Annotated in this window: 24 protein-coding genes; 17 read left to right on the forward strand and 7 right to left on the reverse strand. The window is 54.3% G+C overall.

Annotation, left to right across the window (positions count from 1 at the left end):
* Positions 1-14 precede the first annotated feature (14 nt).
* Entirely contained in the window at positions 15-707 is a 693-nt protein-coding gene (locus tag DEP07_RS04975) for a CoA transferase subunit A (RefSeq protein ID WP_122964357.1), read from the reverse strand.
* Positions 708-1033: 326 nt separating this feature from the next.
* Here DEP07_RS04975 and DEP07_RS04980 point away from each other — a divergent pair, with 326 nt between their 5' ends.
* The 5 genes from DEP07_RS04980 to DEP07_RS05000 all read left to right on the forward strand — a co-directional run bounded on the left by DEP07_RS04980 (position 1034) and on the right by DEP07_RS05000 (position 8046).
* A complete protein-coding gene (locus tag DEP07_RS04980; RefSeq protein ID WP_242774349.1) occupies positions 1034-2272 on the forward strand; it encodes an efflux RND transporter periplasmic adaptor subunit in 1239 nt (412 codons plus the stop codon).
* Complete coding sequence (locus tag DEP07_RS04985) at positions 2265-5522, forward strand: efflux RND transporter permease subunit (RefSeq protein WP_287102204.1); 3258 nt, start codon at positions 2265-2267, stop codon at positions 5520-5522. Before DEP07_RS04980 ends, DEP07_RS04985 begins: the two co-directional genes overlap by 8 nt.
* Positions 5523-5818: 296 nt before the next feature.
* Positions 5819-6325, forward strand: a complete 507-nt coding sequence (locus tag DEP07_RS04990) for a VanZ family protein (protein WP_122964360.1) — start codon at positions 5819-5821, stop codon at positions 6323-6325.
* A 60-nt stretch (positions 6326-6385) separates the two neighbouring features.
* Positions 6386-7504 (forward strand): acetate/propionate family kinase, encoded by a 1119-nt coding sequence (locus tag DEP07_RS04995; protein ID WP_122964361.1) that lies wholly within the window; start codon positions 6386-6388, stop codon positions 7502-7504.
* Between the two features lie 128 nt (positions 7505-7632).
* Positions 7633-8046: a S1 RNA-binding domain-containing protein gene (locus DEP07_RS05000; RefSeq protein ID WP_063230894.1), complete on the forward strand. Its 414-nt coding sequence runs from the start codon at positions 7633-7635 to the stop codon at positions 8044-8046.
* Between the two features lie 264 nt (positions 8047-8310).
* On the opposite strand, the gene DEP07_RS05005 is transcribed toward DEP07_RS05000, so the two are convergent.
* Both DEP07_RS05005 and DEP07_RS05010 read right to left on the reverse strand, forming a co-directional pair.
* Positions 8311-9345, reverse strand: a complete 1035-nt coding sequence (locus DEP07_RS05005) for an aliphatic sulfonate ABC transporter substrate-binding protein (RefSeq protein ID WP_287102205.1) — start codon at positions 9343-9345, stop codon at positions 8311-8313.
* Positions 9346-9386: 41 nt separating this feature from the next.
* Entirely contained in the window at positions 9387-10730 is a 1344-nt protein-coding gene (locus tag DEP07_RS05010) for an LLM class flavin-dependent oxidoreductase (protein WP_287102206.1), read from the reverse strand.
* Positions 10731-11121: 391 nt separating this feature from the next.
* Here DEP07_RS05010 and DEP07_RS05015 point away from each other — a divergent pair, with 391 nt between their 5' ends.
* From DEP07_RS05015 to ssuE, 5 genes are read left to right on the forward strand one after another with little or no spacing between them, the layout of a single operon-like run.
* On the forward strand, positions 11122-12300 hold the full coding sequence (locus DEP07_RS05015; protein ID WP_287102207.1) for an LLM class flavin-dependent oxidoreductase: 1179 nt from the start codon (positions 11122-11124) through the stop codon (positions 12298-12300).
* The gene (locus DEP07_RS05020; RefSeq protein ID WP_242774405.1) at positions 12297-13070 is read left to right on the forward strand and encodes an ABC transporter ATP-binding protein; all 774 of its coding nucleotides are present in this window, start codon (positions 12297-12299) and stop codon (positions 13068-13070) included. Before DEP07_RS05015 ends, DEP07_RS05020 begins: the two co-directional genes overlap by 4 nt.
* Before the next feature lie 15 nt (positions 13071-13085).
* Entirely contained in the window at positions 13086-13940 is an 855-nt protein-coding gene (locus DEP07_RS05025; protein ID WP_173596678.1) for an ABC transporter permease, read from the forward strand.
* A gap of 17 nt (positions 13941-13957) precedes the next feature.
* Positions 13958-14116 (forward strand): hypothetical protein, encoded by a 159-nt coding sequence (locus DEP07_RS05030; protein ID WP_173596679.1) that lies wholly within the window; start codon positions 13958-13960, stop codon positions 14114-14116.
* Positions 14101-14673, forward strand: coding sequence for an NADPH-dependent FMN reductase (gene ssuE / locus DEP07_RS05035; RefSeq protein ID WP_287102208.1), 573 nt, complete (start codon positions 14101-14103; stop codon positions 14671-14673). Before DEP07_RS05030 ends, ssuE begins: the two co-directional genes overlap by 16 nt.
* A 156-nt stretch (positions 14674-14829) precedes the next feature.
* Here ssuE and DEP07_RS05040 read toward each other — a convergent pair whose 3' ends face one another.
* A complete protein-coding gene (locus tag DEP07_RS05040) occupies positions 14830-15264 on the reverse strand; it encodes a rhodanese-like domain-containing protein (RefSeq protein ID WP_280648590.1) in 435 nt (144 codons plus the stop codon).
* Between the two features lie 118 nt (positions 15265-15382).
* Here DEP07_RS05040 and DEP07_RS05045 point away from each other — a divergent pair, with 118 nt between their 5' ends.
* Together DEP07_RS05045 and DEP07_RS05050 are read left to right on the forward strand one after the other, a co-directional pair.
* Positions 15383-16273: a LysR family transcriptional regulator gene (locus tag DEP07_RS05045; protein WP_173596682.1), complete on the forward strand. Its 891-nt coding sequence runs from the start codon at positions 15383-15385 to the stop codon at positions 16271-16273.
* Positions 16274-16278: 5 nt separating this feature from the next.
* The gene (locus DEP07_RS05050; RefSeq protein WP_173596768.1) at positions 16279-17106 is read left to right on the forward strand and encodes an alpha/beta hydrolase family protein; all 828 of its coding nucleotides are present in this window, start codon (positions 16279-16281) and stop codon (positions 17104-17106) included.
* 10 nt (positions 17107-17116) lie between these two features.
* On the opposite strand, the gene DEP07_RS05055 is transcribed toward DEP07_RS05050, so the two are convergent.
* Positions 17117-18940 carry a sensor histidine kinase gene (locus DEP07_RS05055; RefSeq protein WP_122964372.1) on the reverse strand — a complete coding sequence of 608 codons (1824 nt, stop codon included), beginning with the start codon at positions 18938-18940 and terminating at the stop codon, positions 17117-17119.
* Between the two features lie 5 nt (positions 18941-18945).
* Positions 18946-19956, reverse strand: coding sequence for a BMP family ABC transporter substrate-binding protein (locus tag DEP07_RS05060; protein WP_122964373.1), 1011 nt, complete (start codon positions 19954-19956; stop codon positions 18946-18948).
* A gap of 189 nt (positions 19957-20145) precedes the next feature.
* Between DEP07_RS05060 and DEP07_RS05065 the strand changes: the two genes are divergently transcribed.
* Positions 20146-20340, forward strand: a complete 195-nt coding sequence (locus DEP07_RS05065; RefSeq protein WP_281868625.1) for a hypothetical protein — start codon at positions 20146-20148, stop codon at positions 20338-20340.
* A 122-nt stretch (positions 20341-20462) separates the two neighbouring features.
* Positions 20463-20816 (forward strand): response regulator, encoded by a 354-nt coding sequence (locus DEP07_RS05070; protein ID WP_122964375.1) that lies wholly within the window; start codon positions 20463-20465, stop codon positions 20814-20816.
* Positions 20817-20864: 48 nt separating this feature from the next.
* Here the strand turns inward: DEP07_RS05070 and DEP07_RS05075 are convergent, their stop codons facing one another.
* Positions 20865-21851, reverse strand: coding sequence for an ornithine cyclodeaminase family protein (locus DEP07_RS05075; RefSeq protein WP_281868624.1), 987 nt, complete (start codon positions 21849-21851; stop codon positions 20865-20867).
* Positions 21852-22356: 505 nt separating this feature from the next.
* Between DEP07_RS05075 and DEP07_RS05080 the strand changes: the two genes are divergently transcribed.
* From DEP07_RS05080 to ald, 3 genes are all read left to right on the forward strand, one after another.
* The gene (locus DEP07_RS05080; protein WP_122964377.1) at positions 22357-22911 is read left to right on the forward strand and encodes a helix-turn-helix domain-containing protein; all 555 of its coding nucleotides are present in this window, start codon (positions 22357-22359) and stop codon (positions 22909-22911) included.
* A 94-nt stretch (positions 22912-23005) separates the two neighbouring features.
* Entirely contained in the window at positions 23006-24250 is a 1245-nt protein-coding gene (locus DEP07_RS05085; RefSeq protein ID WP_122964378.1) for a PucR family transcriptional regulator, read from the forward strand.
* A 129-nt stretch (positions 24251-24379) separates the two neighbouring features.
* Entirely contained in the window at positions 24380-25504 is a 1125-nt protein-coding gene (gene ald, locus DEP07_RS05090) for an alanine dehydrogenase (RefSeq protein ID WP_173596686.1), read from the forward strand.
* The last annotated feature ends 69 nt before the right edge of the window (positions 25505-25573 follow it).

Genomic DNA, 25573 nt, shown 5'->3' on the forward strand with positions numbered 1-25573 from the left:
ATCCGATCGTCAGGTCAGGAGCGGACCGTGCGGCGCTCGATCCGTTTTTCAAACGAAGGAGCGAGAATCAGACGCTGGACGTACACGCTTGGCGTATGGATGTGATCCGGGTCCAGCTCGCCTGTTTCCACGATTTCTTCCACTTCGACAATCGTGATTTTTCCGGCGGCAGCCATCATCGGATTGAAGTTTTGCGCCGTTTTGCGGAAGACGAGATTCCCCATCTTGTCAGCTTTCCACGCTTTGATCAGCGCAAAATCGCCCGTAATCCCATGCTCAAGCAAATACTCCTTGCCGTTGAAGGAACGCGTTTCCCGTCCTTCGGCAATCGGGGTGCCGACGCCAGCAGGAGTGTAGAAAGCAGGGATGCCTGCGCCGCCAGCCCGGATGCGCTCTGCCAGCGTGCCTTGCGGGGTCAGTTCTACTTCAAGCTCTCCCGAGAGGAATTGACGCTCAAATTCCTTGTTTTCCCCGACGTAGGAGGAAACCATTTTTTTGATTTGCTTTTCGCGCAGGAGCAGGCCGAGGCCCCAATCATCCACGCCGCAGTTGTTGGAGACGACAGTCAAATTTTTAACGGCCTTGTCGCGAAGCGCGATGATCAGATTTTCTGGAATGCCGACCAGCCCGAAGCCGCCTACCAGCAGTGTAGCTCCATCGTGAATATCAGCCACGATGTCCGCATAAGAAGAGTAAATTTTTGCCATGACGATCACTCCCACCATGAAAAAATGTCGTTGACGCGAGAAAAAGATTTTGTAAGCGCTCACAAGCAAGTGGACAGTTGCTTGAATATTTCCGCCCTTTCATCATACAGGATACGAGTTACAAACAAGTGACGAAAGTTCGGCCGATAATAAAAAAATATAAAAAATGACAGAAAAGTGATACAACTGTTTTTATTTTCTGTAAAATATATTTTGTCAATTATTTTTCTTAATGATTGCTCAGAACCGTTGATTTTTGCCGAAGGGTCAGCAGGGGCTACGCTGCCACCAGGAGGCGCATTACGCAAGGGTGCAGGAGTGAAAGTATGAAAAAATGGATTAGCCTCTCGATCATTGTCCTGCTTTTGACAGGCTGCGAAAAGCTGGATCAAAGAACCGGAGAACTTAAACGGATGGAAGAAGAGACTGTAATCAAGGTGAAAACGGTAAGTGCTTACACAGTGGTAGAGAACCAGGAAGCGCGAATGCTGGAGACAGCAGGCGTGGTCATGCCGAAGCAGGAGCTGGGGCTTTCGTTTGGCACCTCCGGGAAAATCGCGAGCATTCTCGTCCAGAAAGGGGCGAGCGTGAAAGCGGGCCAAACTTTGGCGACCTTGGATCAATCCAGTTTGCAAGCGGGGATTCAGGCGGCAGCCGGGCAAGTAGCCAGTGCGAATATCCGGCGCAGCAAGGCACTGTCAGGCCCGGAGAGCCACGAGATTCAGACGAGAAAGCTCCAGGTGGAAAAGGCGAAGGAGCTTGCGGCGAAGGCGGAGCGGGAGTATGCGCAAGCGACTGTTCTGTTTGCAAACGGGGCGATCGCCAAAGACGAGCTGGACAGGCTGGCTCTGGCACAGAAGCAAGCCAAGCTCAGCCTGGAGGAAGAGGAGATCGCGTACAACAAACTGATGAAGGGCGCAGACCGACTGGATGTCGAAGAGGCACAGGTCGGTGTGAGCCAGGCCAACGTTCAGCTCAGCCGCGCGAAGCAAGAGGCTGCCGATGCTGTACTGAAAGCGCCTTTTTCCGGTGTCGTCGCAGCCGTCTCGCAGCTTTCGTCCGAACAAACCGGACCGGGCAGCGAGGTTATTCGCCTCGTCGATACGAGCAGTTGGATCGTCAAGCTTCAGGTAGACAGCGAGCAGATCGGCTTGTGGCAAACCGGAGCAACGGTGCAGGTCAAATCGGCAGATGGCAGCGAGGCGGAAGGGAAAGTGACTTTTGTTTCACCTGTCATGGATCAAAATGTGGGGGCTTATCCGGTTGAAGTGACCGTCGACGGAAGCGCTGTGAACTGGAAAGGCGGCATGACCGTGACTTGCCACTACCCGGTAGCCGGAAAAAATGCGCCGATCGTTCCGGTCGCAAGCATCGGCATCTCCGATGAAGAATATTACGTAATGAAAATCAAGGAAAACACAGTGGAAAAGACGCCTGTAAAAGTAGGGGCGCTGCACGGTACGTTTTATGAAGTTCTGGAGGGACTTGAGCCGGGCGACCAAATTGTAGGGGCGGGTCTTTCCTATGTGGTGGACGGCGAGGCGGTGAAGGTGGCGGATGAATAACAAAACGTTTTTAGCCATTGCGCCTGCTCTGGCCCGCTGGAAGGCCGTGCTTCTCTGTCTGCTCGCGATTGGCGCCTTGTTCAGACTGGATGTGGCGACGTTTCCCGACAGGGGATTGCCGGAGTATACGATTCACCTGACTGCGTCAGGACTGACAGCGGATCAGGTAGAGTCATCCGTAACGCGGAAGGTAGAGGAGGCGGTACGCGCGCTGGGCAGTGCTGTGCAGATTTCCTCTGATTCTCGTGCCGGATCGGGAACGATTACGGTCAAAACGACAGAAAATCTCGGCTCTGACTACAAGGACCGCCTGGAGCAGAAGGTGTCCGAGATCATGAAGACACTGCCTGTCAAGGAATACAGCATTAGCCAGGAGAAGCTCGGAGACAATTTGGTCGGGTTTTACTTGCTTCACGGCAGCGATGTTCAGACGCTCTCCGATGTGGCGCGGTATACCGTCTATGAAAAGTTAATCCAGGCGCAGGGCATTGCTCGCGTCGAGATCGACGGTCAAGCCGTCCGGGAGCAGATCGAGATCGTTTTTCGCCCGTCGATGCTGCTGGCGTACGGTTTGACTCCTGAGGATGTGCTGGGCCAGCTTCCGCAGGATGTGATTCGCGAACAAATCGGGACGGTTGGCAAGACGGCGGATCGCACAGCTTTTACCTGGACGAGCCAGACAGAAGGGCCGCAGGGGCTGGGCAAGCAACTGATTTCTACAGGCAAAGGGTATGTGCCGCTGAAAACGCTCGCTGATATTCGCGACACAAGAGGAAGCAAAGGCGAGGAGATAAGCGTTTATCAAGGTTCTCCGGCAGTCGGCATATCGGTTTACGCTTCGGAAGTGGGGCAAGTTCCTGCCATCCGGCAAGAGACTGCGAAGATGATGGCGGAGCTGAATACCGATGCAGGCGGCAAATACGAGCTGACATTGTTCGACGATCGGGCGCAGCCGATCTCTGCGGCGATTGCTCAGCTGACATTGCTTGTTGGCGTGGCGGCTGTTCTCATCGCGCTTTATCTGCTCGCTTCCTTGAAAAGGATCGGCCCTGCCGCCTTGTCGCTTTTGGCTGTATTCATGGCAAGCGGAACCGTTTTGGGGGCGCTGTGGCTCTTTGGAATGAAGTTTACCTTTTCCGCGTTGGGGCCGCTGCTTGTGTTTGTGCTTGTTTACCTCGTCGCAGGCGCGACTTTCTTTTCCCGCCTGGACAGGCTTGGCGCCTATTCGCTCCCGGGAAGCCTGAAAACAGCCTGGACGGTCGTGAAGCCGCTGCTGCTCGCGCTCGTGGTGATGGCAGCGGCCTGGTTCACCATCGTCATGACAGACATGCTCAAAGCGGAGGATAAAGCCGTCCTGTTTGACGCCTGGCCCGTCATCGTTCTCGGCGCAGCGAGCTTTGCCCTGGTGTATGGCTGGATCATCCCGGTACTGACAGCGACATGGCTGGCGGAACCGGAGCCAGCTGACGCAGGAGAGAACATCCCTCGAACGCCGGGAAAAGTGACGCGTGCTCTGACGGTCCGTTGGGAGAAAATGGTGCAGCAAGGCTACTTGCCGTTTGGACTCACACTCGTCGCATCGGTTGTTTTTGTTTTGCTTTTGCAATCGTTTGTGCTAGTCGATCCTTTTGCCCAAGTAGCGCCAAAAGAGAAGACACTGTCGCTGCCGATGGTTCAGGAAAGCAACATCGACGATGCCATCAAAGCGGCGAAAAGTGCGGAGGAACGGCTGCGCCAACTGCCGGAAGTAGCTGATCTGTATACGGATGCCTCCCGCGAGCGCTTGACCATGCATGTCAAGCTGACAGACAAATCCAAGTGGACTCGCTCTGTATACGATCTGGAAAAGGAGCTGGACAAGCAGCTCCGCGACATTCCGCAGACAGACCCGTTCGCGCTCGTCGTCAACAGCGAGCAAAAGACACGCCTGGAGTTCACGGTCAAGGGACCTTCCATGGAGACGACGCAGCATATTGCCAAGGAAATTCTCGTTTACTTGCAAAAAATGAGCTGGCGGGACAGAGACAATCGGGAAATCGTCACAGATGAGCGGATCGGTCCGGCGCAAAATACCGCGTTTATCGATATTCGCCCGAAACCGGACATGCTGGCGCGCTATCGTGTGAGTGAGGAAGAAATCAAACGCCAGCTGCAAAGCTATCTCGGAGAAAAACAGGCGGGCAGCATTTTCGTCAACGACCGCAATATTTCAGTCGTTGCCCGCTTTCCCGACAAGTGGATGGACCATTCCGAACAAGTCAGACATATTTTGATTCGCACGCAGCAAGGGGCGGTTCGTCTGTCTGATCTGGTCGACTGGTCGAGCGGGGAGCAGCCGCAGGTTTATCAGCGGGAGGATGGCATGTACGTGTTCAAGGTCAGCAGCGCCATCGCAGATGCAAGATGGATTGACAGCATGGCGTACAATCTGCCGCTGGCCATGCAAGAAAAAATCACGGTTCCAAAAGGCTACACCATACTGAACGAGGATGAGCTGAAGAAACTGCGTGAAGAGCAGTCCGATGACAAAGACTGGAGCGGACGTCTGATCGTCATGCTCGCCATGGTCGCGCTTGTGCTCTTGACCAGCCTTCTGGTGCAACGACGGGCGCGGGATGGCTGGTTTGCTCTCCTCTTGCTGCCTGTGTTGTCGGGCGGCGTCACGCTGGGACTGCTTTTGCTGGATCATCCGATGAATTTGATGGGCTTTTACGGAGTGGCTGCCGCTTGCGCTGTGCTTCTCTCGCTGGCCTTGGTTCAGCTCGATGACATGTTTGCAGCAAGCAGCGAGCAGTCGAGTATTTGGAACGGAGTGCGCAGCGGCATGCAGCGCTCGTGGGCCACATCCGCAGCGATAGCGATCGCCATCGTGCTGGCAAGCTTGCCGATTGCCGCAGGCTCGCTCGCGGATGGGCAAACATTCGTATCGTTCGCCAGTGCCTTGTTGTTCGGGACAGTGTTCGCGCTGTTTGCCACTCTTGTGCTTGTGCCTGGCATGCAGCATGCGGCTGAATGGCGAGAGGCCGCCCAGTCGGATGTGTCGATTCCCGTCCTGGTGCGCCGCATTCGGGACTGGCAGGAAAATGAGCGGATTCGCCGCAGTGACGCACGAGCCAGGAAAAAGAGACAGCAGCAACTGGCGCAAGAAATGCGCAAGGAAGCGCAGGATGGTTCCGCAAACAAGAAAAGAGAGTTGGCAAAAGAGGACTTCTTGCCGTTGCCAACGGGAACAGACGACGTCAAGCCGTAACGGCTGGCGTCTTTTTTTTGCTGTGAAAACAGCTCAGCGGCATTCGTAAAGCAGCTGCGTCTGCTTGCGGTCAACGCTTTTGCTACCGAAGAGAGGGAAAGCCGCCGCGTCTGCTTGCGGTCAACGCTTTTGTTACCGAAGAGAGGGAAAGCCGCCGCGACCGACTGCGCCCAACGCTTTTGCTCCTGAAAAGAGGAAAAACCGCCGCGACGGTTTTGTTCACAGGCTCGGCAAGGACTTTTCGGGAAATCTCGGGTAAGATGAGAGGAGAACCGAGTGTAGGAGGGAAACCTGGCTTGCGCCGATTGAAAAAGCTTTTGGATTATCTGCTGTTGGCTGCGATTTTGGTGGGACTGTTCCTGTCGTCCTCCCAGCCATACTACAAACAAGATTTGCGGGGTACGATATCCAAGGTAGTCGATGAACAAAGCTGGAATGAGCGGATGGAAGGGGTATCCGTTCCGTATGCCGGCAAGGAAATCAGCGTCGAGAACAAGGGAGCGGCGGGCTTTATCGAGTTTTTTATTCGCAAGGGAACGCATTTTACCGTGTTCGCGCTGTTGGCTTTCAGCTTCTATCGCGTTTTTTCCCACCGTCTTTCGTTTGCGGTCGCCCTGCCATGGAGCGCCTTTTGCAGCCTGCTTGTGGCTGTTCTGGACGAGTGGCATCAGACTTTTACCCCGGATCGGACAGGTATGGTGAATGACGTCTTGCTGGATTTAGCCGGATCTGTCACGATGTTGTTGATAATTCTTCTCAATTACATGTATTCACGAAGAACATATCATTATAAAATGAAGTGAGCGGCAGCCATCCTGACCGGGGCAGCTGCTTATTGAACGATTAGGGAGTGGATGAGATTCGTGTCAGACAAAAAGAACGTGCTCGTACTGAACTGCGGCAGCTCCTCGGTTAAGTACAAGCTTTACTCCATGCCGGGCAAAGAACTGATTGCCCAGGATTACTTGCAGCAAATCCAACGCGACGAATACGAGGATGCGATTCGCAGCGTGTTTGAAACATTAAAGCAACATCAAATTGATATTATCTCCCACCGGGTCGTGCACGGCGGAGAAGCATTTAAACAGTCTGTCGTCGTGGACGATCGCGTGAAAGCGGAGATTCGCAGCCTGTCCCGCTTTGCACCGTTGCACAATCCGATCAACCTGCTCGGGATCGAAGTCGCCCAAAGCATCTATCCCGACGTGAAACACGTAGCTGTTTTCGATACAGCGTTCCACCAGACCATGCCTCCATCCTCCTATCTATACGCGCTGCCATACGAGTATTACGAGCATTACGGAATCCGCAAGTACGGCTTCCACGGCACGTCTCACCGCTATGTCATGAGCCGCGCCGAAGAGATGTTGAACCGTCCGAAAGAACAGCTGCGGCTGATCAGTTGCCACATCGGCAGCGGGGTCAGCATTACCGCGATTCGCTACGGAGAATCGTTTGATACGTCGATGGGAATGACGCCTTTGGCGGGACTGTCCATGGGAACCCGCAGCGGCAACATCGATCCGGGGATCATTCCGTATATTGAAGAAATCGAAAAAACGGATACAGCCGGGGCGATTACGATTTTGAACAACAAGAGCGGATTGATGGGCGTATCGGGCGTGTCCAACGATTTGCGCGACGTTATGGAAAAGGCAGAAGCGGGACATTATCGCAGCCAGCTTGCCCTGGAATTGTTCACAACGATTTTGCATAAACATATTGGGCTGTATTTGGCGCGACTGAATGGCGTAGACGGGATTATTTTTACAGCAGGTGTTGGAGAAAATAGTTCTACCGTACGCGAAATGGTTTGCACCGGACTGGAATTTGCCGGGGTCAATCTGGATCGCGAAGCCAATCGCAGCAGCAAAGGTGAAGCATTTATCAGTACGGAATATTCTCCGGTCAAAGTCATGGTAATTCCTACCAACGAAGAGCTTGTAATGGCTACAGACGCGTACCAGCTGTCTTTTCACTAGCATGAAGTGCGTCATCTAGAAAGAATAGGCTTTTCAGTATTGGAATTTCTCTGCTATACTAGGAGAATGAGGCTTCTGGTTTGAGGTTCTCACCATTTTTCTGAAATAATAAAAGGAGTGCAAACTGGATGGCAGTACAAGTGGGAAGCATCATCGAAGGAAAAGTGACAGCGATTAAACCGTTTGGGATGTTCGTAGCAGTCAGCGAAACCGAGCAGGGGCTGGTCCACATTTCCCAAGTAGCAAACGGTTTTGTAAAAGATATCAATGATCACTTTACCGTGGGGGCACAAGTAAAGGTAAAAGTTCTCTCCATTGATGATGCAGGTAAAATCTCGCTTTCGGTTCGCGCCGCACTCCCAGCGCCTGAGCGTCCGGAGCGTGAAGAGCGCCGTGGTGGTGGATATCGTGGAGGCGATCGCGGAGGAAATGCAAAACGCGACAACGCAGCTTCCTTCGAGGACAAATTGAAAAAATGGTTGAAGCACAGCGAAGAGAACCTTGCGACTATCAACAAAAAGAACGCAAAACGTGGCTACTAAGCCTTGTGATAACAGAAAAAGGACGGGACATCCCGTCCTTTTTTTTACGAGGTTGACACTAAAGCAAAAAGACAGGGAGCTTCCCTGTCTTTTTTGCGCATTTTTGAACGAACAAATTGCGAGAGATTCATCTTATGCGCATCACCACGCTCGATGACGAAGTGCCTCCGTCTTATCTCCCTTCCCGCTGAAAATCCCTAAAGTCATTTTGCATCGTAACGTGTTTGGAACTCCAATCTCGCCTAGCATTGCACGGCAGCAGGGTTAGTTCCCGACTTCCTTCAACGCCTGCTCGACGAATTTGCTCTCCAATACTTGGGAAGTGTCGAGCTTCTTTTTGATCGCGCCCACGGAGAAGAGAAAATCGGCCTGCTCCTGATGCGCTTTGGCAAATTCCGGCGTGATCGGGGAGAGGATGGGACTTGAATTTTGCAAAACCTTGCTGATGATCTCCCGCTCCAGCTTCTTGGTTTTGACAAATTCGTCCGTTACTTCGTCGAGGTGGCTGACGTAGTAGCGGCGCACTTCTTCGTACGTTTTGAGAAACAGGACCGTCAGCTCGGGGTGGTCTGCGGTAAAGCCAGTGCGCGCGATCAAAAATCCGGGAGCGAAAATGTTCAGATCGTCGCCTGTCACGAGCGTCTTGGCCTGCGTCTGCACGACAGCGGTCGTCACGTAAGGCTCCCAAGTCGACCACGCATCGATAGCTCCGGTGTCAAGGGCGGGCCGCGCTTCATCCGGCTGAAGGTGAATGATTTCCACGTCCTTGTCGTTCAGCCCGGCCCGATTCAGCACCATGTACAGGAAGTTGTAGGCGCTGCTGCCTTTGGCGACGGCGATCTTCTTGCCCTTGAGCTGTTTGATATCGGTGATCGGGCTGCCTTTCGGAATGACGATCGCGTTGTTGCGCTTGCCGTCGCTCGTTACGGCGATCGCTTTGAAATCGACACCTCCGGTTTGTGCAGAGACGACCGGAGTGCCGCCTGTCGCGCCGAAGTCGAGCCGCCCGGAGGCAATCGCTTCGAAATGGGGAGGACCGCTGGCAAATTCATGCCACTTTACTTCGGCTCCGGCTTGGGCAAAAGCTTTTTCAAAAATGCCCTTGTCCCTGGCGTAGGAGAAAATCCCGGTGCTGCCTTGAATGCCGATGTTTACGACGACTTTTTCTTTTGCCTCTGCACTGGCGGCAACGGTCTGCTGTTGCTCGGGTGCTGCTGTTTTGCCGCAAGCGCTCAACAACAGCAGGGACAGGACGACGATCAGGCGGAGCCAGCCGATTGTTTTCGGGGAAGACTGCATATGTTTGTTCATCCTTTCTTTTCTGTGGGTCTATGGGTGTCCTAATGGACTTGTGGCGCACTGGCAAACTGATTGGCTGGAACATCCAGCCCGTAATGCTCGCGCAAGGTGTGCCCGGTGTACTCTGTGCGGAACAGCCCCCTCTGTTGCAGCTTCGGCACGACCTGGTCGATGAAGTCCTCCAGCCCTCCGTTCGTCAACTGCGGCATGATGTTGAAGCCGTCTGCCGCGCCTTGGGTAAACCACGCCTCCAACTCGTCCGCCACTTGCTCGGCAGTGCCTGCGATTGTCCGATGGCCGCGACCTCCGGCGAGACGAAGCAGCAGTTGGCGAAGCGTCAAGCTTTCCCGCTCGGCCAAATCGCGGATCAGCTGGGCGCGGCTCTGATGCCCGGCGATTTGTTCCGTTGCGGGAAGCTCGGGCAGCGGGCCGTCCAATGGGTAGGAGGACAGATCGTAGCCGATGCGATTGGATAGTTGCAGCAGGCTGTAGGCGGGATGCGTCAACTCGTGCAACTGCGCCTCTTTTTCTTTTGCCTCTGCCTCGCTCTCGCCGATGATCGGGCAAATGCCAGGCAGGATGACGACTTGTTCAGGGGAGCGTCCGTAGCGGGCGACGCGCGATTTGACGTCGGCGTAAAACGCCTGGGCGTCCGCCAGCGATTGCTGTGCGGTGAAAATGGCTTCGGCATACCGGGCGGCGAAGTCTTTTCCGTCCTCGGAAGATCCGGCCTGGACGAGCAGTGGCCGTCCCTGGGGAGAGCGCGGCAAGTTCAGCGGGCCGCGCACGGCAAAATGCTTGCCTTTGTGGTTGAACTCGTGCACCTTGCTGTTGTCTGCGTAAATGCCCGAGGCTTTGTCCTGGATTAGCGCGTCTGTCTCCCAGCTGTCCCACAGCTTGAGAGTGACATCGAGAAATTCTGCCGCCCGTTCGTAGCGAAGGTGATGCTCGGGGATTCGCTCGCAGTTGAAATTTTGCGCCTCGCCATCTGTTCCGGACGTGATGATGTTCCAGCCCGCCCGGCCTTTGCTGAGATGGTCGAGGGAAGCAAAGCGGCGGGCGAGGTTGAACGGTTCGTTGAAGCTCGTGGAGACCGTAGCGATCAACCCGATCCGGCTGGTCACAACGGCGAGAGCGGACAGGAGGGTGAGCGGTTCCAGTCCGCTGATCGCCCCGTACTTGACGGCTTTGCGCGAGGTGGCGTAGCGGTCGGCCAAAAAGAGGGAATCCAGCTTGGCTTGCTCCGCTTTTTGCGCCAGCCGCTGAAAGTGGGAAAAGTCGATGATGTCCTCCACGCGGGAGGAAGGATGGCGCCATGCCGCCTCATGATGACCCAAGCTCGACAAAAACAAGTTCAGGTGGAGCGTGCGTTTTTGATTGCCCATGTGTATCACCTCATAAAAAAATTGGGAGTGCAGGACGCACAAAAGGCCTCGTCCCAAACAGCAATCGTTCGCTGTTGGAAGGAGACCTCCAGTGGTCTGGTCGGTAAAAGGATAATTCCGAGTTGCAAAGTATGAAATGGATGATAGCAACAAATGGGAGAAGAGTCAATCCCAATATGCAATATAGTAAGAATAGCCGGAATAGCGGAGCAAATTTCTTGTTGACCCTATTGACAGCCGCTGGAAGCCGATGATACGATTGCGCACAATACCGACTAATCAAGTGTGAATTATTGAGTTTTGCCAACCAGAAAACTGGAGGCACAGTTGCGGAGATGACCGCGACTGTGCCTTCTTTTTCATTCCAAATCAATTCAAAGGAGTGGAGCAGATGGGGAAATCAAAGCAACAAGTCGAATTTGGCTGGTTTATTCCAACGACGGGAGACGGCAAGTATATCGGCGTCGAGCCGGAGCGCGAGTCGACTGCTGACTACATGGTTCAGGTGGCGCAAACAGCCGAGCGGGCAGGCTTTACTTTTGCCTTGATTCCGACTGGCGGAGCTTGCATCGATTCCTGGATCGTCGGGGCTACGATCGCTGCCAATACACAGGTGCTCAAGCCGCTGGTCGCCATGCGTCCCGGGCTGATCGCCCCTGTGTTGGCTGCGCGGATGGCTGCTTCGCTCGATCAGGTGTCGGGCGGCAGGGCACTGATTAATGTCGTGACAGGCGGCAGCCCGCAAGATTTGCTCGCCACGGGTGACCCGCTCGCCCACGATCACGACGGCCGCTATGAGCGCACGCGGGAGTTTCTGGAGATTGTCAAAAGCGTCTGGACAAATTCGCACGCCCAGCCGGAGCGGTTTTTGGCGAGCAACCAGACCGCTCAGCAGGGAGCGCAGCCGCTTCACTATTCCGGTCGCTTTTATGAGATCAAGGGAGGGGCGAGCTTGCCTGCTCCCGTGCAGCAGCCGCACCCGCCGCTCTACTACGGGGGAAGCTCGCCCACAGGCAAACGGGTTGCGGTCCAGACAGCCGATGTCTACTTGATGTGGGCGGAACCGCTGGAGTGGATTCGCCAGCAGATTGCCGAGGTGGAGGAGCTGAAGCGAGAGCTTGGCCGCGACCGCGAGCTGCGCTACGGACTTCGCGCCCAGGTGCTGGTGCGCAAGACGGAGGAAGAGGCGTGGAAAGAAGCGTGGGAAATCATCAGCAAGGTAGATCCGCAGGCGCTCCAGCAGTCCGGCCAGCGGTTCAGCCACACCGATGCCATCGGACAAAAACGGCAAAACGAGCTGCGGGAAGGCTCCAAAAAAGACAACTACGTGATTGGTCCCAATCTGTGGTCTGGCTTGTCGACCGTGCGCGGCGGCGGTGCCGTCCTGCTGGTAGGTACCCCTGAGCAAGTGTCCGACCGCATTTTGGAATACATCGATCTGGGCATCTCGTCTTTTATTTTGTCCGGGTACCCCCATCTGGAGGAAGCGGCGATCACTGGCGAGCTGTTGCTGCCTGTCGTCAAACAGAAGCTGGAGCAACGACAGCAGGCAAAAGGAGTCGGCGTATGACCGCGCTGCTGGAGATCACCCGACTCGACAAGACATTCGAGACGTCCAAAGGAGCGACGCAGGCGCTCCGCGACATCCGGCTGACTGTAAAGGAAGGCGAGTTCCTCACCGTCATCGGGCCGAGCGGCTGCGGGAAGAGCACACTGCTGAAAATCGTCGCGGGGCTGGACACGGAATACGCCGGGAGCGTCAGGCTTGCCGGACAGCCAGTGAGCGGTCCCGGTATCGACAAAGGCTTCATTTTTCAGGAGCCGCGGCTTTTTCCCTGGCTGACGGTGGAAAAAAACATCGCCGCCAACCTGTCGCTCAAAAATCCGGCGATTCGCGAGCGCGTAGATGAGCTGATCCAGCTCGTCCGACTCGGAGGATTTGCCAAGTCGTATCCGCGCGAGCTGTCTGGCGGCATGGCGCAGCGGGTGGCGATCGCCCGTGCGCTCTTGCGCAATCCCCGGGTGCTTTTGCTGGACGAACCGTTCGGAGCGCTGGATGCCTTTACCCGCTCACACATGCAGGAAGTCCTGCTCGACATTTGGCAGGAAAACAAGACGACGATGATCTTCGTGACACACGATATCGACGAAGCGATCTACTTGGCCAACCGGGTCGTGATCATGAACGCACACCCGGGCTCCATCAAGCGCATCGTTCCTGTCGATCTGCCTTTTCCCCGGAAAAAGGCAAACCGTTCCTTTCAGGAGCTGCGCCATCTCGTCTTGAACGAGTTCGAAAAGGTGGACGAACTGGAATTGGTCGATAGCTCAGGGATTTGACGGAGGTGAAAGAGAATGAGCAATCAAGCAGAGGGAATCTCGGTCGCCGCGACCGCTTCGGCCAAACCCGTCCTGCCGACGAAAGCAAAAGCTAGGGCAGGCAACAGCACCAAACTGGCGATCTGGTTAAAAGGCTTGATCCTGCCCGTCGTTGTCCTGATCGTCTGGCAGACGGCAGGCGAATTGGGAATGGTGTCGGCGACCATGCTGCCGACGCCGCTGCAAATTTTGACTGCGGCGGGCGAGCTTTTGGCGAGCGGGGAGCTGCTTGGACATTTGCAAATCAGCATCATGCGGGCGGCGACAGGCTTTTTGCTCGGCGGAGCAATCGGACTGCTGGCAGGACTGGCGGTAGGCTTTTCCAATCGGGTGGAGCATTCGCTCGATCCATCGGTGCAAATGCTCAGGACGATTCCGCATCTGGCGGTGATTCCGCTGTTTATTTTGTGGTTTGGCTTCGGCGAGCTGTCCAAGGTGCTGTTGATTGCCAAAGGAGCATTTTTTCCGCTCTACGTAAATACATTTCTCGGGATACGCAGTGTTGACGCCAAGTTGTTTGACGTCGCCCGAGTGTTGCAGTTCAGCCGCTGGAAGCAAATTACCAAGCTGATTATCCCGGCGGCGCTGCCGAATATTTTGCTCGGTGTCCGGCTGTCTCTGGGTGCTGCCTGGCTGGGACTGGTCGTGGCAGAATTGATGGGTTCGAGCGAAGGGGTCGGCTATCTGATTATGGATGCGCGCCAGTTTTCGCAAACGTCCATTGTGTTTGTAGGAATCGTGATTTTTGCGCTGGTCGGCAAGGCGACGGATTCGCTGGTGCGCTACCTGGAGAAAAAATGGCTCAAATGGCGGGATCATTACAGCGGGTAAAAAGCCGCAGGGCTGGCATGGATTCAGCGCAACAAGAACGGATCGGGGAAAAGGAAGCGGGCCAAACGCCCGATGCGGCACAGGAACTGAGGGAATCGACAAACTTGCGCGGCAGGCAGGGACATTGCTGCTTGCCAAATAAAAAAGGAGAGATCAAGCTATGGCAAAACTCGTGATTGTATCAGGAAGTCCCTATGCAGGCTCCAGACTGGACACCGTCCTGACCTACATAGATCGATTGTTGCTGGAAGCTGGACACGAAACAGACTGGGTTCATGTGCGCGACTTGCCTGCGGACGATTTGCTGCACGTTCGTTTTGACAGTCCTGCTATCGTACAGGCCAACGAGCGGATCGCCGAGGCAGACGCGCTCGTCATCGCGACCCCGATCTACAAAGCGGCGTATTCCGGTGTGCTGAAAGTGTATTTGGACCTGCTGCCGCAAAAAGCTTTGGAGAACAAGGTGATTTTGCCCGTGGCAATCGGCGGGACGATCGCCCATCTGCTGGCGATCGATTACGCTCTCAAGCCAGTCTTGTCCGCACTGGGCGCAAGACATTTGCTGGCGGGTGCCTTTATCCTCGATTCGCTGGTGAAAAAAGGCGAGGACGGGGCAAACCCGTTGGAGGAAGAAGCGGCGCAGCGGCTGCAAGATTCTGTGGAGCAGCTCGTGCAGGAGCTTTCCTGGCAAGCGGAGCGCAGCAAAGTCCCCAACGTCGCCAACGGCAACTAAAACCAAAGCCAAAGCCTAAACAAAGCAAGGAGCCCTTCGTGCAGGAGGGCTCTTTTGCGCTGTCACTTGTCCGCTTTCCACGCTTTGCACCTGTAGCTCTTGGATAAGGTGACAAAGGTAACGATTCCCGGCGTGTGATGCCAAATGCTTGCTCGCCTATTCAGCGAAAAGCGGACGGGGAGGATTTTTTTCCGGCAAAATGCTTCCTTCTATCCGATTCCCTTCACGCTGCCAATATTCCATCCCGCCGAGCATCTCCTTGACGGAAAAGCCAAGCTCCGCAAGCTTGGCGCACGCTTTTGCCGCACCGTTGCACGCAGGGCTCCAGCAGTAGACGACCAACAGCTTGGAGCGATCCAAAAACGCAGTGGTTTCCCCGCTGATAAGCGCGTGGGGCAACGAGATGGCGCCAGGTACGTGGCACTCCTGATACGCTTTTTCGCTGCGGGCATCGACGATGATATAATCCGCCACGCCGTTTTGCAGGTCATTCCAGACATCTGATACGTCTGTTTCCAAAGAGAGCTTGGCGAGAAAATGGCGATGGGCTTGCGCCGGGGTCGCGGCCGGAATTTGCAATACGACAGACACGTTCATTCCTCCTTGATTCGGGATGACTTCAGCTTAGCATTGATCGAATCATCACAGTTATCTATACTATTTGATAATAAACATCAGTGATTTCTATGATTGAACAGGAGGTGTGCCGATGGAGCTGGTGTATTTGCATACGTTTCGCGAGGTAGCCAGATGGGGCAGCTTTACGCGGGCGGCGGAGGAGCTTGGCTATGCGCAGCCGACAGTGACTGCCCAGATGCAAAAGCTGGAACAATCTTATGGAGTGCCGCTGTTTGAGCGCTATGGACGCAGGCTGCGCATGACTCAGGCGGGAGAAGCACTGTTGCCGTATGCGAGGGAAATGATCCGGCTATATGGGGAATCTAAAGACATCGTGAACCGTCAGGCGAGCGGCCCGCTTGCGATTGGCACGATTGATACGCTTGCTGCTTTCTTTTTGCCCCCGTACTTGCAAAGCTTCCGTGAGCAATATCCGGCGGTCGATCTCGTGCTGCGGACGGCGAGTGAAGAGGTGATTTTGCAGCAGCTTCGCGATGGTTACCTGGACATCGGGATCATTTTCGATCGCCGCTGTACAGACAAGGAGCTGGTAGCAGAGGTCGTTCGTCAGGAGGAACTGGTGATCGTCATGCCTCCCGAGCATCGGCTTGCGAGCTTGCCTGTGCTGACAGCCCGCGATTTGGCGAGCGAATCGCTTATCCTCACCGAAGAAGGCTGCACGTACAGAGGGATGCTTACGGAGGTGCTTGGCGAGCAAGGAATAACGCCGCGAATCGCCTGCCAGTTCAGCAACCCGGAAGCGATCAAGCAGTGCGTGCGCTGCGGTCTGGGGGTGGCGCTTTTGCCGTCCATGGCTGTGAAAAGAGAACAGGCGGAAGGCTTGCTGGCTGGCGTGCCTTTTCGCAGCGACAAGCCTCCGTTTTTCATTCAGGTGGTGCATCATAAAAAGAAATGGCTGTCGCCGTCCATGCAGTTCCTTGTGGAAAAGCTGGCGCCGGGGCAGCAGAGAGAGGAATCGTGAGCAGGATGCAGGTTGATTTTGCCCCCTTTGTCGCTTTTGCGCCGGAAGAGAGCGTCGTCTCAGGGGTCGCGCTCTATACGGTCAGCTATTATAGCGACGATCTGCTGGTCAAAGCGCTTTTGGCGGTGCCGGAACATTTTCTGGCGGAAGAGACAAGGCTTCCCGCGCTGCTTTATTGCCGCGGCGGGATCAAAGGAATCGGACGGGTCAGACCGGAGCGGATCAGCCAGATGGCTGCCTTTGGCTATGTCGTTCTCGCCCCGCACTATCGGGGGAATGAAGGCTGTGCGGGACGGGACGAATTTGGCGGGGCAGATCGGCAGGACGTCTTTTCAGCCTACGAGCTGCTGCGCAAGCTGAACATCGTCGATTCCCGGCGGATCAGCGCGTACGGCTTTTCCCGCGGCGGGGTCATGGCTTTGTTTGCGGCGATGGAATGCAAAGGCTTGCTGTCTGCTGTCGTTTGGAGCGGGGTCAGCGACATGTTTTTGACGTACGAAGAGCGGGTGGACATGCGCAGAATGTTGCGCAGGCTGATTGGCCATCCCGACAAGCAGGAAGCAGCGTACCGTGACCGCACCCCGCTGTATCGCGCAGGCGAGATCGCTTGTCCGGTGTTGATCATCCACGGCACAGAAGATGAAAATGTGAGCGTCGAGCATGCCCACAGGCTGGCAGCCGCGTTGCAAAAGGCTGGCGTCTGGCACGAAAAATGGCTGGCGGAAGGGGCCAGCCATCTGTTCGTCGGAGAAGAAATCGAAAAGTATACACGAAACATGTTCGCCTGGCTGGACGAGCGCGGTCAGGAGCGGATCGCGCCAGCTAACGCGTAAACAGCGTAACTCAATCCACTTTTGGGTCGAGGGGCAGCGTGATGATGATTTCTGTTCCTTGCCCCAGCTTGCTTTTTACTTGCAGGTCGCCGCCGTGGTTTTCCACCATGCGGCGCGAGATCGGCAAGCCAAGTCCGGTGCCGTCTTCTTTCAGCGAGAAGAACGGATCAAAAATCCGCACGAGAAACTCCGCCGGAATCCCTTCACCCGTATCTTTTACATGAATATGCACGGCTTTATCGTCCAGGTGGCTTTCGATCAAAAGAATGCCGCCTTCTTTCATGGCCTCAATACTGTTTTTCATCAGATTCAGCAAAATTTGTTTCAGCTGCTCCACATCGACGTGCAGGCGAATATTGGGCGCACAGCGGTCGACAATCTGGATGCCGTGCAGCATGGCTTCGGCATTCATCAGCGGCAGAATCGAGTGGACGACACCTGCGAGATTCACTTCGCGATAGTCCGGCTTGGACGGCTTGGACAGCATCAACAGCTCCGTCACAATCCGGTTGACCCGCTCAATTTCCTGCAAGATCAGCGGCAGGTAGTAGCGATCCCGCTCCTGATCGGACAAGCGCTGTTCGAGCAATTGAATGAAGCCGTAAATAACGGTGAGCGGGTTGCGGATTTCGTGCGCTGCTCCGGCTGCAAGCTGCCCGACCATCGCCAGTTTTTCCGATTGGTTCAAGTATTCTTGAAGTTGTTCTTGCTCCGTAATATCGAGAAAAGCGACCATCCAGCCCGAGTCTTGATCGTGCTTTTGGTTGTGCAGCGGCACATACGAGACGAGAGCGGTAAACGGCGAGTCATCCTGCTTGTACAGCGTCATTTTGCGATTGACGAACCAGGGGGCATCCTCGCTGTCTGTTGACGCCGTGAACGAAGCGGCTTTGGACATCGGATACCCGGCCTCGTCGACTTTGACCAGATGCTGTGCCAGTTTGTTGACGTGGATGCTCGCCCCGGCGTGCGGCTGTGTGATGATCCCGACAGGAAGCGAGTTGAGAATTTGCTCGCGAATATTTTTTTCTTCCGTCAAAATTTGACGCTGCATGGCGTCCTGGGCGAACAAATTGGCGATATTGCTCGACATTTTGTTGAACTCCTGGGCCAACTCGCTAAATTCGTCATGATGGGTATAAATAATTTGCTGGCCAAACGTCCCTTTGGACACCTCGCGTACTTGCTTCATGAGCGACTCGATCGGACGAAGCAGCTCGTTGCGGAAGTAAAAGGTGCAGAAAAACCCGAACAAAATCGCAGCTACGGAAACCGTGTAAGTAAGAATCAGCGATACGCGAATGCTTTCGTTTGTATGCTGAAACTCTTTGTTTGTCTTGTACTCCAGTTGATTGAGCGAGAATGACAATTCACGTTCCAGCTGGTTGATCAACGGCTGGACTTCCTGGCTGAGCACGTAGCTGACAGCGGGCACATTGTTTGCCTTGAGCAGCGGATTGATTTTGTTCAAAAACAGAAAATCCAGCTTGGAAATCGATTCAATAATGGAGAACAAGCCGCTGTTTTCCTCTGTTTTCGTCAGCGAGGCGAAACGGGATGTGTCGATCAAATTGGTGTAATACTGGTCGAGATAAGACTCGTCGCGGGTCAAAGTGTACATGTTCAGGGCGAATGTCTTGGTGTATATCTGGTTTTTGACCTCTAAAAGAGCGCTCGTTTGCGGCAAAACGTTTTGAGTCAGGTGCACTTCGTCGGAAGTAACCTTTGTCATATGGTAACTGAACAGGGTAGTGACGCAGCCGATCAGCAGCATCATGACGAGATAGCTGAGCATCATTTTTTTCTGAAATCCAAGATTGCTGAACAGGGACATGCCAATTAACCTCCAAACGAGCCACGGGAAGAAATAAAGTGCTGCAATTCCCGTTCAATATCTGCGCGAACCTCCGGGGGCACCATCGGGCCAAACGGACTGAAGTGGTTCACGCCTTCGGCCAGACCGTAGACAACCTTGCCGCTCGGGAGTCTGTCTGCCATGTACTGCTCGAAAATAATGCGATAACATTGCCGCACGTCTTGCACCAGAGAAGCGAGCACATAGTCCGGCGCGATGTAGCGCTGGTCGGCGATATAGCCGATCGTATACACCTTGGAGCGCTGTGCTTCGGTAATGACGGCGAGATTGAAGCTGTCTCCGGTGGTGTAGATGACATCGACACCGTGAGCGATCATCTCGCGCGTTTTTTGTACGGCATTTTCAATGTCATTGAAGTCGGATACTTTCCCGATCACGATTTCCGCGTTGGGCGCAGCTTTTTTGACTCCTGCGCGAAAGCCTTCCGCCTGAGCCATTTCCGGCGGCTTGTCGACCAGAATATAGCCGACTTTGCCCGTACGGGACATTTTCGCCGCCAGCATGCCGACGAGCTGACCGGCAGGCTTCATGTCGTAGCGAATCGTCGTCTGGTTGGAATGCGGGGCTTCACCGTTGAAGGAGACGAAGCGGGTCTGCGGATACTTGCGTGCGACACTGGTAAACGGCTCGGAGAAAATCACCCCATGCCCCAAAATGAGATCATAGTCGTTTGCTGCGTATTTTTGCGCCACATTCGTGATTTGATCGGCTTTGATATTGTTGGCAATCTCCAGTGAAAAGCCGAACCTTTTCTGCATCTCCGTAATGCTTTCCATCGCGCTGCTGTTCCAGCCCTGATCGTAGGTTGGCCCTTCCAGCAACAAGGCAACACGCAATATTTCAGAAGAAGGCCCGCGGTCATTGATCACTTCGTCCAAATGTTTCATGCTGGTAAAAAACTGACTGGTAATGAGCAGAAGCAGCCCGACAACCAGGAAGGTAAACAGGGCGAAAAAAGGCTTCAGCTTTGGCATGGAAAAATTTCTCCTTTTAAAAAACAAGCGTTCGATCGTGAGACGGTAAACAAGTGCACTCCTATTATATCGGAAAAGTAGCGCGATGAAAAAATGAGGAAAATAATGACGGGAGTGGGGGTGCATGGAAAGGCAAGATCAGGACAGCCTATTAAGGCAAAAAGCAGAGAAAAAGGGAGGCGTTTTCGCATGGAGAAGGATTTCGTGGAAATCCCGCAGCCGGATATACCGGATGAAGTACGGCAAGTCGATTTGCCAGAGATCACAGAGACTACTCCTCATCCCAAGCCCGAGAGTCCGCAGGCAGCGAAAGTAGTAGCGGGGCAAGCAACAGGTGAACAAGGCTCAGGCGAAGCCACGGAGCCGATCGGTTTTCGTCCGTAAACGTCGAAAACGCCGAATGTTCATTTCGACAAAAGAAGTCATTTTCTCTCGTGGACAAGGCTTGCGATTTCTGCAAAAGTAATAGAGAGAAATGCGAGCGAGATGTGAGGGGATAGGACACCATGGCCCGATTGCTGATTGTAGACGACGCAGCCTTCACGAGAAGGATGTTGACAGATATGCTAGGCGAGCAACACGAGATTTGCGGAGAAGCGTGCAACGGTTTGGAGGCTGTTGAGAAATACAAGGAACTGAAGCCGGACATTGTGACGATGGACATCACGATGCCGCACATGCATGGAATTGAGGCCATGCGCGAGATTCTCGATTACGATCAGGATGCCAAAGTGTTGATCTGTTCGGCAGTCGGGCATCGGCAAAAGGTTTTGGAGGCCATGAAGACTGGCGCGAGCGACTTTGTCGTCAAGCCTTTTCAGAAAGAGCAAATACTCGATGCCATCACCCGCCTGCTGTAAGCAAAAAAGCAGCCGCCAAGCTTGAAGCGCTTTGGCGGCTGTACGGTTCTACAACGAGACTTCAGTGCCGATTCCGGCAGCTTTTGCCCGCTCGTACACGGTCTTGGCTACCGCTGTATCCAGGTAAGCGACTCCGACCGATTTGTAGAGCGTGATTTCTGCGTTATTTTCCCGCCCCGGTTTTTGCCCGATCAAAATTTCTCCCAGTTCAGCGTGCAATTGAGCAAAGCTCCACTCTTGTTCCGCGATTGGAATGAGCAAATCGCCAGCTTCGTGCTCGGCACCTTCCAGCGTATCGACGACGACTTTGCTGGTTTGTACGGTGGCCGAATCGACTTCCCGCATGTGCGGCAGGAACGCGCCGATTGCGTTGATATGGGTACCAGGACGCAGGCTGGAAGCGGCAAACAGCGGCTCGGTCGCCTTGGTGCTGCAAATGACGATCCGGGCAAGCGAGACGGCTTCGTCGGCGTTTTCCACCACCGTGATCTCTCCGTGCCAATCCGGATAGAGCGCCAGCAGGCTTTGTTTCATTTCATCAGCTTTGGCTCGCGTCCGGTTGTACAAGTAAATATGGCGCAGCGCCCGTACTTCCATGACAGCCTGGATTTGCCCGAGCGACTGGGCACCGCAGCCAAGCACCGCGCAGCTGTCCGCATCCTCTGCGGCTAAATACTTGGTGGCGACACCGCTGCTCGCCCCGGTCCGCATGACGGTCAGCAGGCTGGCATCCATCATGGCGACGTGCTGCCCCGTTTTGGCTTCCGTCAGCACAATGACGCTTTGCAAAGACTTGATGTTGTGTTTATGGTTTTGCGGAAAAATGCTGATGATTTTCACCGCGACGTAATCATCGCTCGCCAAGTAAGACGGCATGTACAAGCTGGTCGCATCGTATTTGGGATGGTCAACCGCGGTGCGCACCGGAGTCGTTACGTTTCCTTGCATATGCTCGCGAAAAACGTGTTCCACGTCTTCCAGGCAATCTTTCATCGTGTAGATTTGCTCGATATTTTCCCGGCTCAAAATGAGCATGACTCTCATCCTTTCGGTCAGGATTTGTCAAAATCCAAATCCTTTGTTTCATCAATGCCGTTGCGAATCCACAGTCCCACAAACACGAGTGCAGCGCTCAAAATGAACGGAACGCGCCAGCCCCAGGCCAGAAACTGCTCTTCAGGAAGCGTGCTACCATTCGATGGAGCTGCCCATCAAACTGGCGATCAACGCCTTGTTTTGAACCTGTTTGGAAACTCCCGCTTGTGGTTGAAGTGCCATCAGTTGCAGATCCTCCCTTGGTGTGTAAATGACGATGCTTTGCAGAATGGCGTTGGAGTGCGAGTAGCAGCGGGCGGGGGATACCTTCGCTTCGTGAATTGAAGCGTCACTTCAATTTCCGCTCATAAAAAAAGTGAAAACGCTTTTTGTCTGATAATAGTAAAGATTATAAAAGATAAAAGGATTCATCGCAACAGCGTTTTGCACCATTTTCCCGCAAGCGGTATGATAGACCTATCTTGCGAGATTTGAGGTATAGCGGATGAAACCAACGATTGGCGTCTTGATCAAGTCACTGCGGCTTGGCAAAAAAAAGACACTGAAACAAATATCTGAAAAAACGGAACTCTCGATAAGCTTTTTGTCCCAGGTGGAGCGGGGAAAATCGTCGATTACGCTGGAATCGCTGAAAAAAATCTCCGAGGCGTTGGAAGTGAGTCCGAGCTATTTCTTTTCGGAAAAGCCTTCGGCGCAGAGCGATCGCGTGCGCAGAGGCGGGCAAAAGCCTGCGATGCCGAGCGGCTTTCCTTTCGTGTATGAGGACTTGTCTGGCGATTTGGCGAACCGCTTGCTGGAACCGATCCTCGTCACATTGCAGCCCCACGAAGACAGCGGAACGCCTTTTGTCCACAAAGGGCAGGAGTTCGTCTACGTGCTGGAAGGGGTATTGACGCTGTTGCTGGGAGAGGAAGAGCACGATTTGCATCCGGGCGACAGCATTCACATGGACTCGACTACACCGCACAACTGGCTGAATCGTACCGGGGAAGTCGTCCGTTTTTTGTGCGTCAATTCCGCTGCGGAAAAAGACCAGTAGCGCGAGCGTCCGGCAAGCGGAAAAAGTGCGCCCTGCTTACGCTTTCTTGTATAATAAAAGGACACGTACGAATGCGCGGTAAAGAGGTGGAAATGTGTCCGTTGAGCCTAACTATTTTCAACAGTATCAGCATGCCGATATAGACGAACTAGCCGATGTGATTGGAGAGCTTTTGCAAAACCCGATTACGGTTGAAGATGCGGATCACAAACTGATTGCCTACAGCTCCCACGGAGACAGCACCGATCAGGCGCGCTGGTCGACCATCATGGGCAGGCGGGTGCCGGAAAAGGTGTTGACCCGCCTGTGGAAGGACGGCGTGTTCCAGGAGCTGTTGACGCAAGACGACCCTGTACATATTCCGGCCAAGGATGAGGTCGGCCTGGGCAAGCGTGTGGCGATCGCGATCAGGCGCGGCAGTGACGTGCTCGGGTACATATGGGCGCAGGAAGTGAATCGGCCGATCACGCGCGAGGATGACGAGATTTTGCGTCAGGCGGCACGGGTAGCCGTCTCAAGGCTCATGCAGCGGCAAGGGAAGCGCAAGGCGGAGGAGCAGCGGCGCAAGGAGTTTTTGTGGGAGCTGTTGCTCGGCAACCACAAAAGCGAAAGCACGATCCGGCAAAAAGCTGACAGCCTGCAAATGCAGCTTCCGACCGCTTATTTGATTTGCATTATTGAAGCGGCAGGTGCGCGGCTCGACCAGTATTTGTACCCGTTGCTCATGCGCGACAAGCTGTTGTGGGTTGTCGACGGTTCGCAGATCATTTTGCTGATCGGCCTTGACGGCAGTGTCAAAAAAGACGTGCGTGAAGTCCTCGTCCGCAAAGTCGAGCAGTTTCTGGCCGACTCGCTCGGCAAGCTGGAAGCCCATGTCACAGAAGGACGACAGGTGATTGCAGGCTACGGACTCGGCTATCAGTCGACGTATACAGAGATTGTGAAAAGCTACAGGGAGGCGCTGCACGCGCTCAAGATCAAGAAGCTGTTTCCCCAGGAAAACGAAGGCATTTACGGCTATCACGAGCTGGGCATTTACCGTTATCTCCTGCAACTGAAGCAGTGGGAGGCGGAGCAAGGCTATGAAAACGAGCGCTTGGAAAAGCTCAGGCAATACGACCGGGACAATCAGACGGCGATGTTGCAGACGCTGGAGACGTTTCTGGACGCGGCAGGCAAGGTGAACGTGACCGCCTCGCGCCTGCACATCCACATCAACACATTGAGCTACCGATTGCGGCGGATTGAGGAGATCATGCGGGTCGATCTGGAGAACATGAACCAGCGGGCCGCCCTCTACCTGGAGTTGAAAATGGCGAAGCTCGATCAGGAACAGTAGTTCGTTTGTGGATTTTCACAAACAGAAGGATGGCAAAATTAAAGGAATCCCCAAGGAAACGCCCCGTGTAAACGCTGTACAATGTTAGTATTCTCATTAAATCGGCGTTTCCAAGGAGGACTACCTATCATGATCGTTGGCATTCCAAAAGAGATTAAAAATAACGAGAATCGCGTTGCCATCACGCCAGCAGGCGTAGCAGCCCTCGTACAAAACGGACACTCTGTTCGCGTAGAGACAGGTGCAGGACTTGGCAGCGGTTTCACCAACGAAGACTACACAGCAGTAGGCGCTGAGATTGTCGCGACCGCAGCAGATGCGTGGGCCGCTGACATGGTCATGAAAGTAAAAGAACCACTTCCTGCCGAGTACGGCTACTTCCGTGAAGGTCTGATCTTGTTCACGTACCTCCACCTGGCTCCAGAGCCTGAATTGACTCGTGAGCTGCTCGATAAAAAAGTAATCGCAATCGCGTACGAAACTATCCAGCTCGACAACGGCGCATTGCCGCTCTTGATGCCGATGTCCGAAGTTGCGGGCCGCATGTCCGTACAAATCGGTGCGCAATTCCTGGAAAAACAATACGGCGGCAAAGGCGTGCTGCTCGGTGGCGTACCTGGCGTGCCAAAAGGCGAAGTCGTTGTCATCGGTGGCGGTATCGTAGGTACGAACGCTGCGAAAATGGCGCTTGGTCTCGGTGCAAATGTAACGATCATCGACGTGAACGCAGATCGTCTGCGCCAATTGGATGACCTGTTCCAAGGCCGCGTACAAACTTTGATCTCCAACTCTTTCAACATCGCAAGCGCAGTGAAAAAAGCAGACCTGCTCGTAGGCGCTGTTCTGATCCCTGGCGCACGCGCTCCTCGCCTGGTAACAGAAGCGATGGTAAAAGAAATGACGCCTGGTTCCGTGATCGTAGACGTGGCAATCGACCAAGGCGGTTCCATCGAAACGATCGACCGCATCACAACGCATGACAACCCGACTTATGAAAAACACGGCGTGATCCATTACGCAGTAGCGAATATGCCTGGTGCGGTAGCTCGCACTTCCACTCTGGCGCTGACGAACGTAACGGTTCCATACGCTGTTCAACTGGCGAACAAAGGCTACGCACAAGCGATCCGCGACAACCGCGCTCTGGCGAAAGGCGTAAACGTCATCGACGGAAAAGTGGCTTACAAAGCGGTTGCAGATGCTCACAACCTGCCATACGCTTCTGTAGAAGAAGTATTGCTGGTGAAAAACTAATCGCGCTTCCATAAACGAAACTGCTTGCCAGAAATTTTGGCAAGCAGTTTTTTTGGTGCGCCCAGCATG

Source organism: Brevibacillus sp., assembly GCF_003521185.1.
In the GTDB taxonomy this organism is placed as follows: Bacteria; Bacillota; Bacilli; order Brevibacillales; family Brevibacillaceae; genus Brevibacillus; species Brevibacillus parabrevis.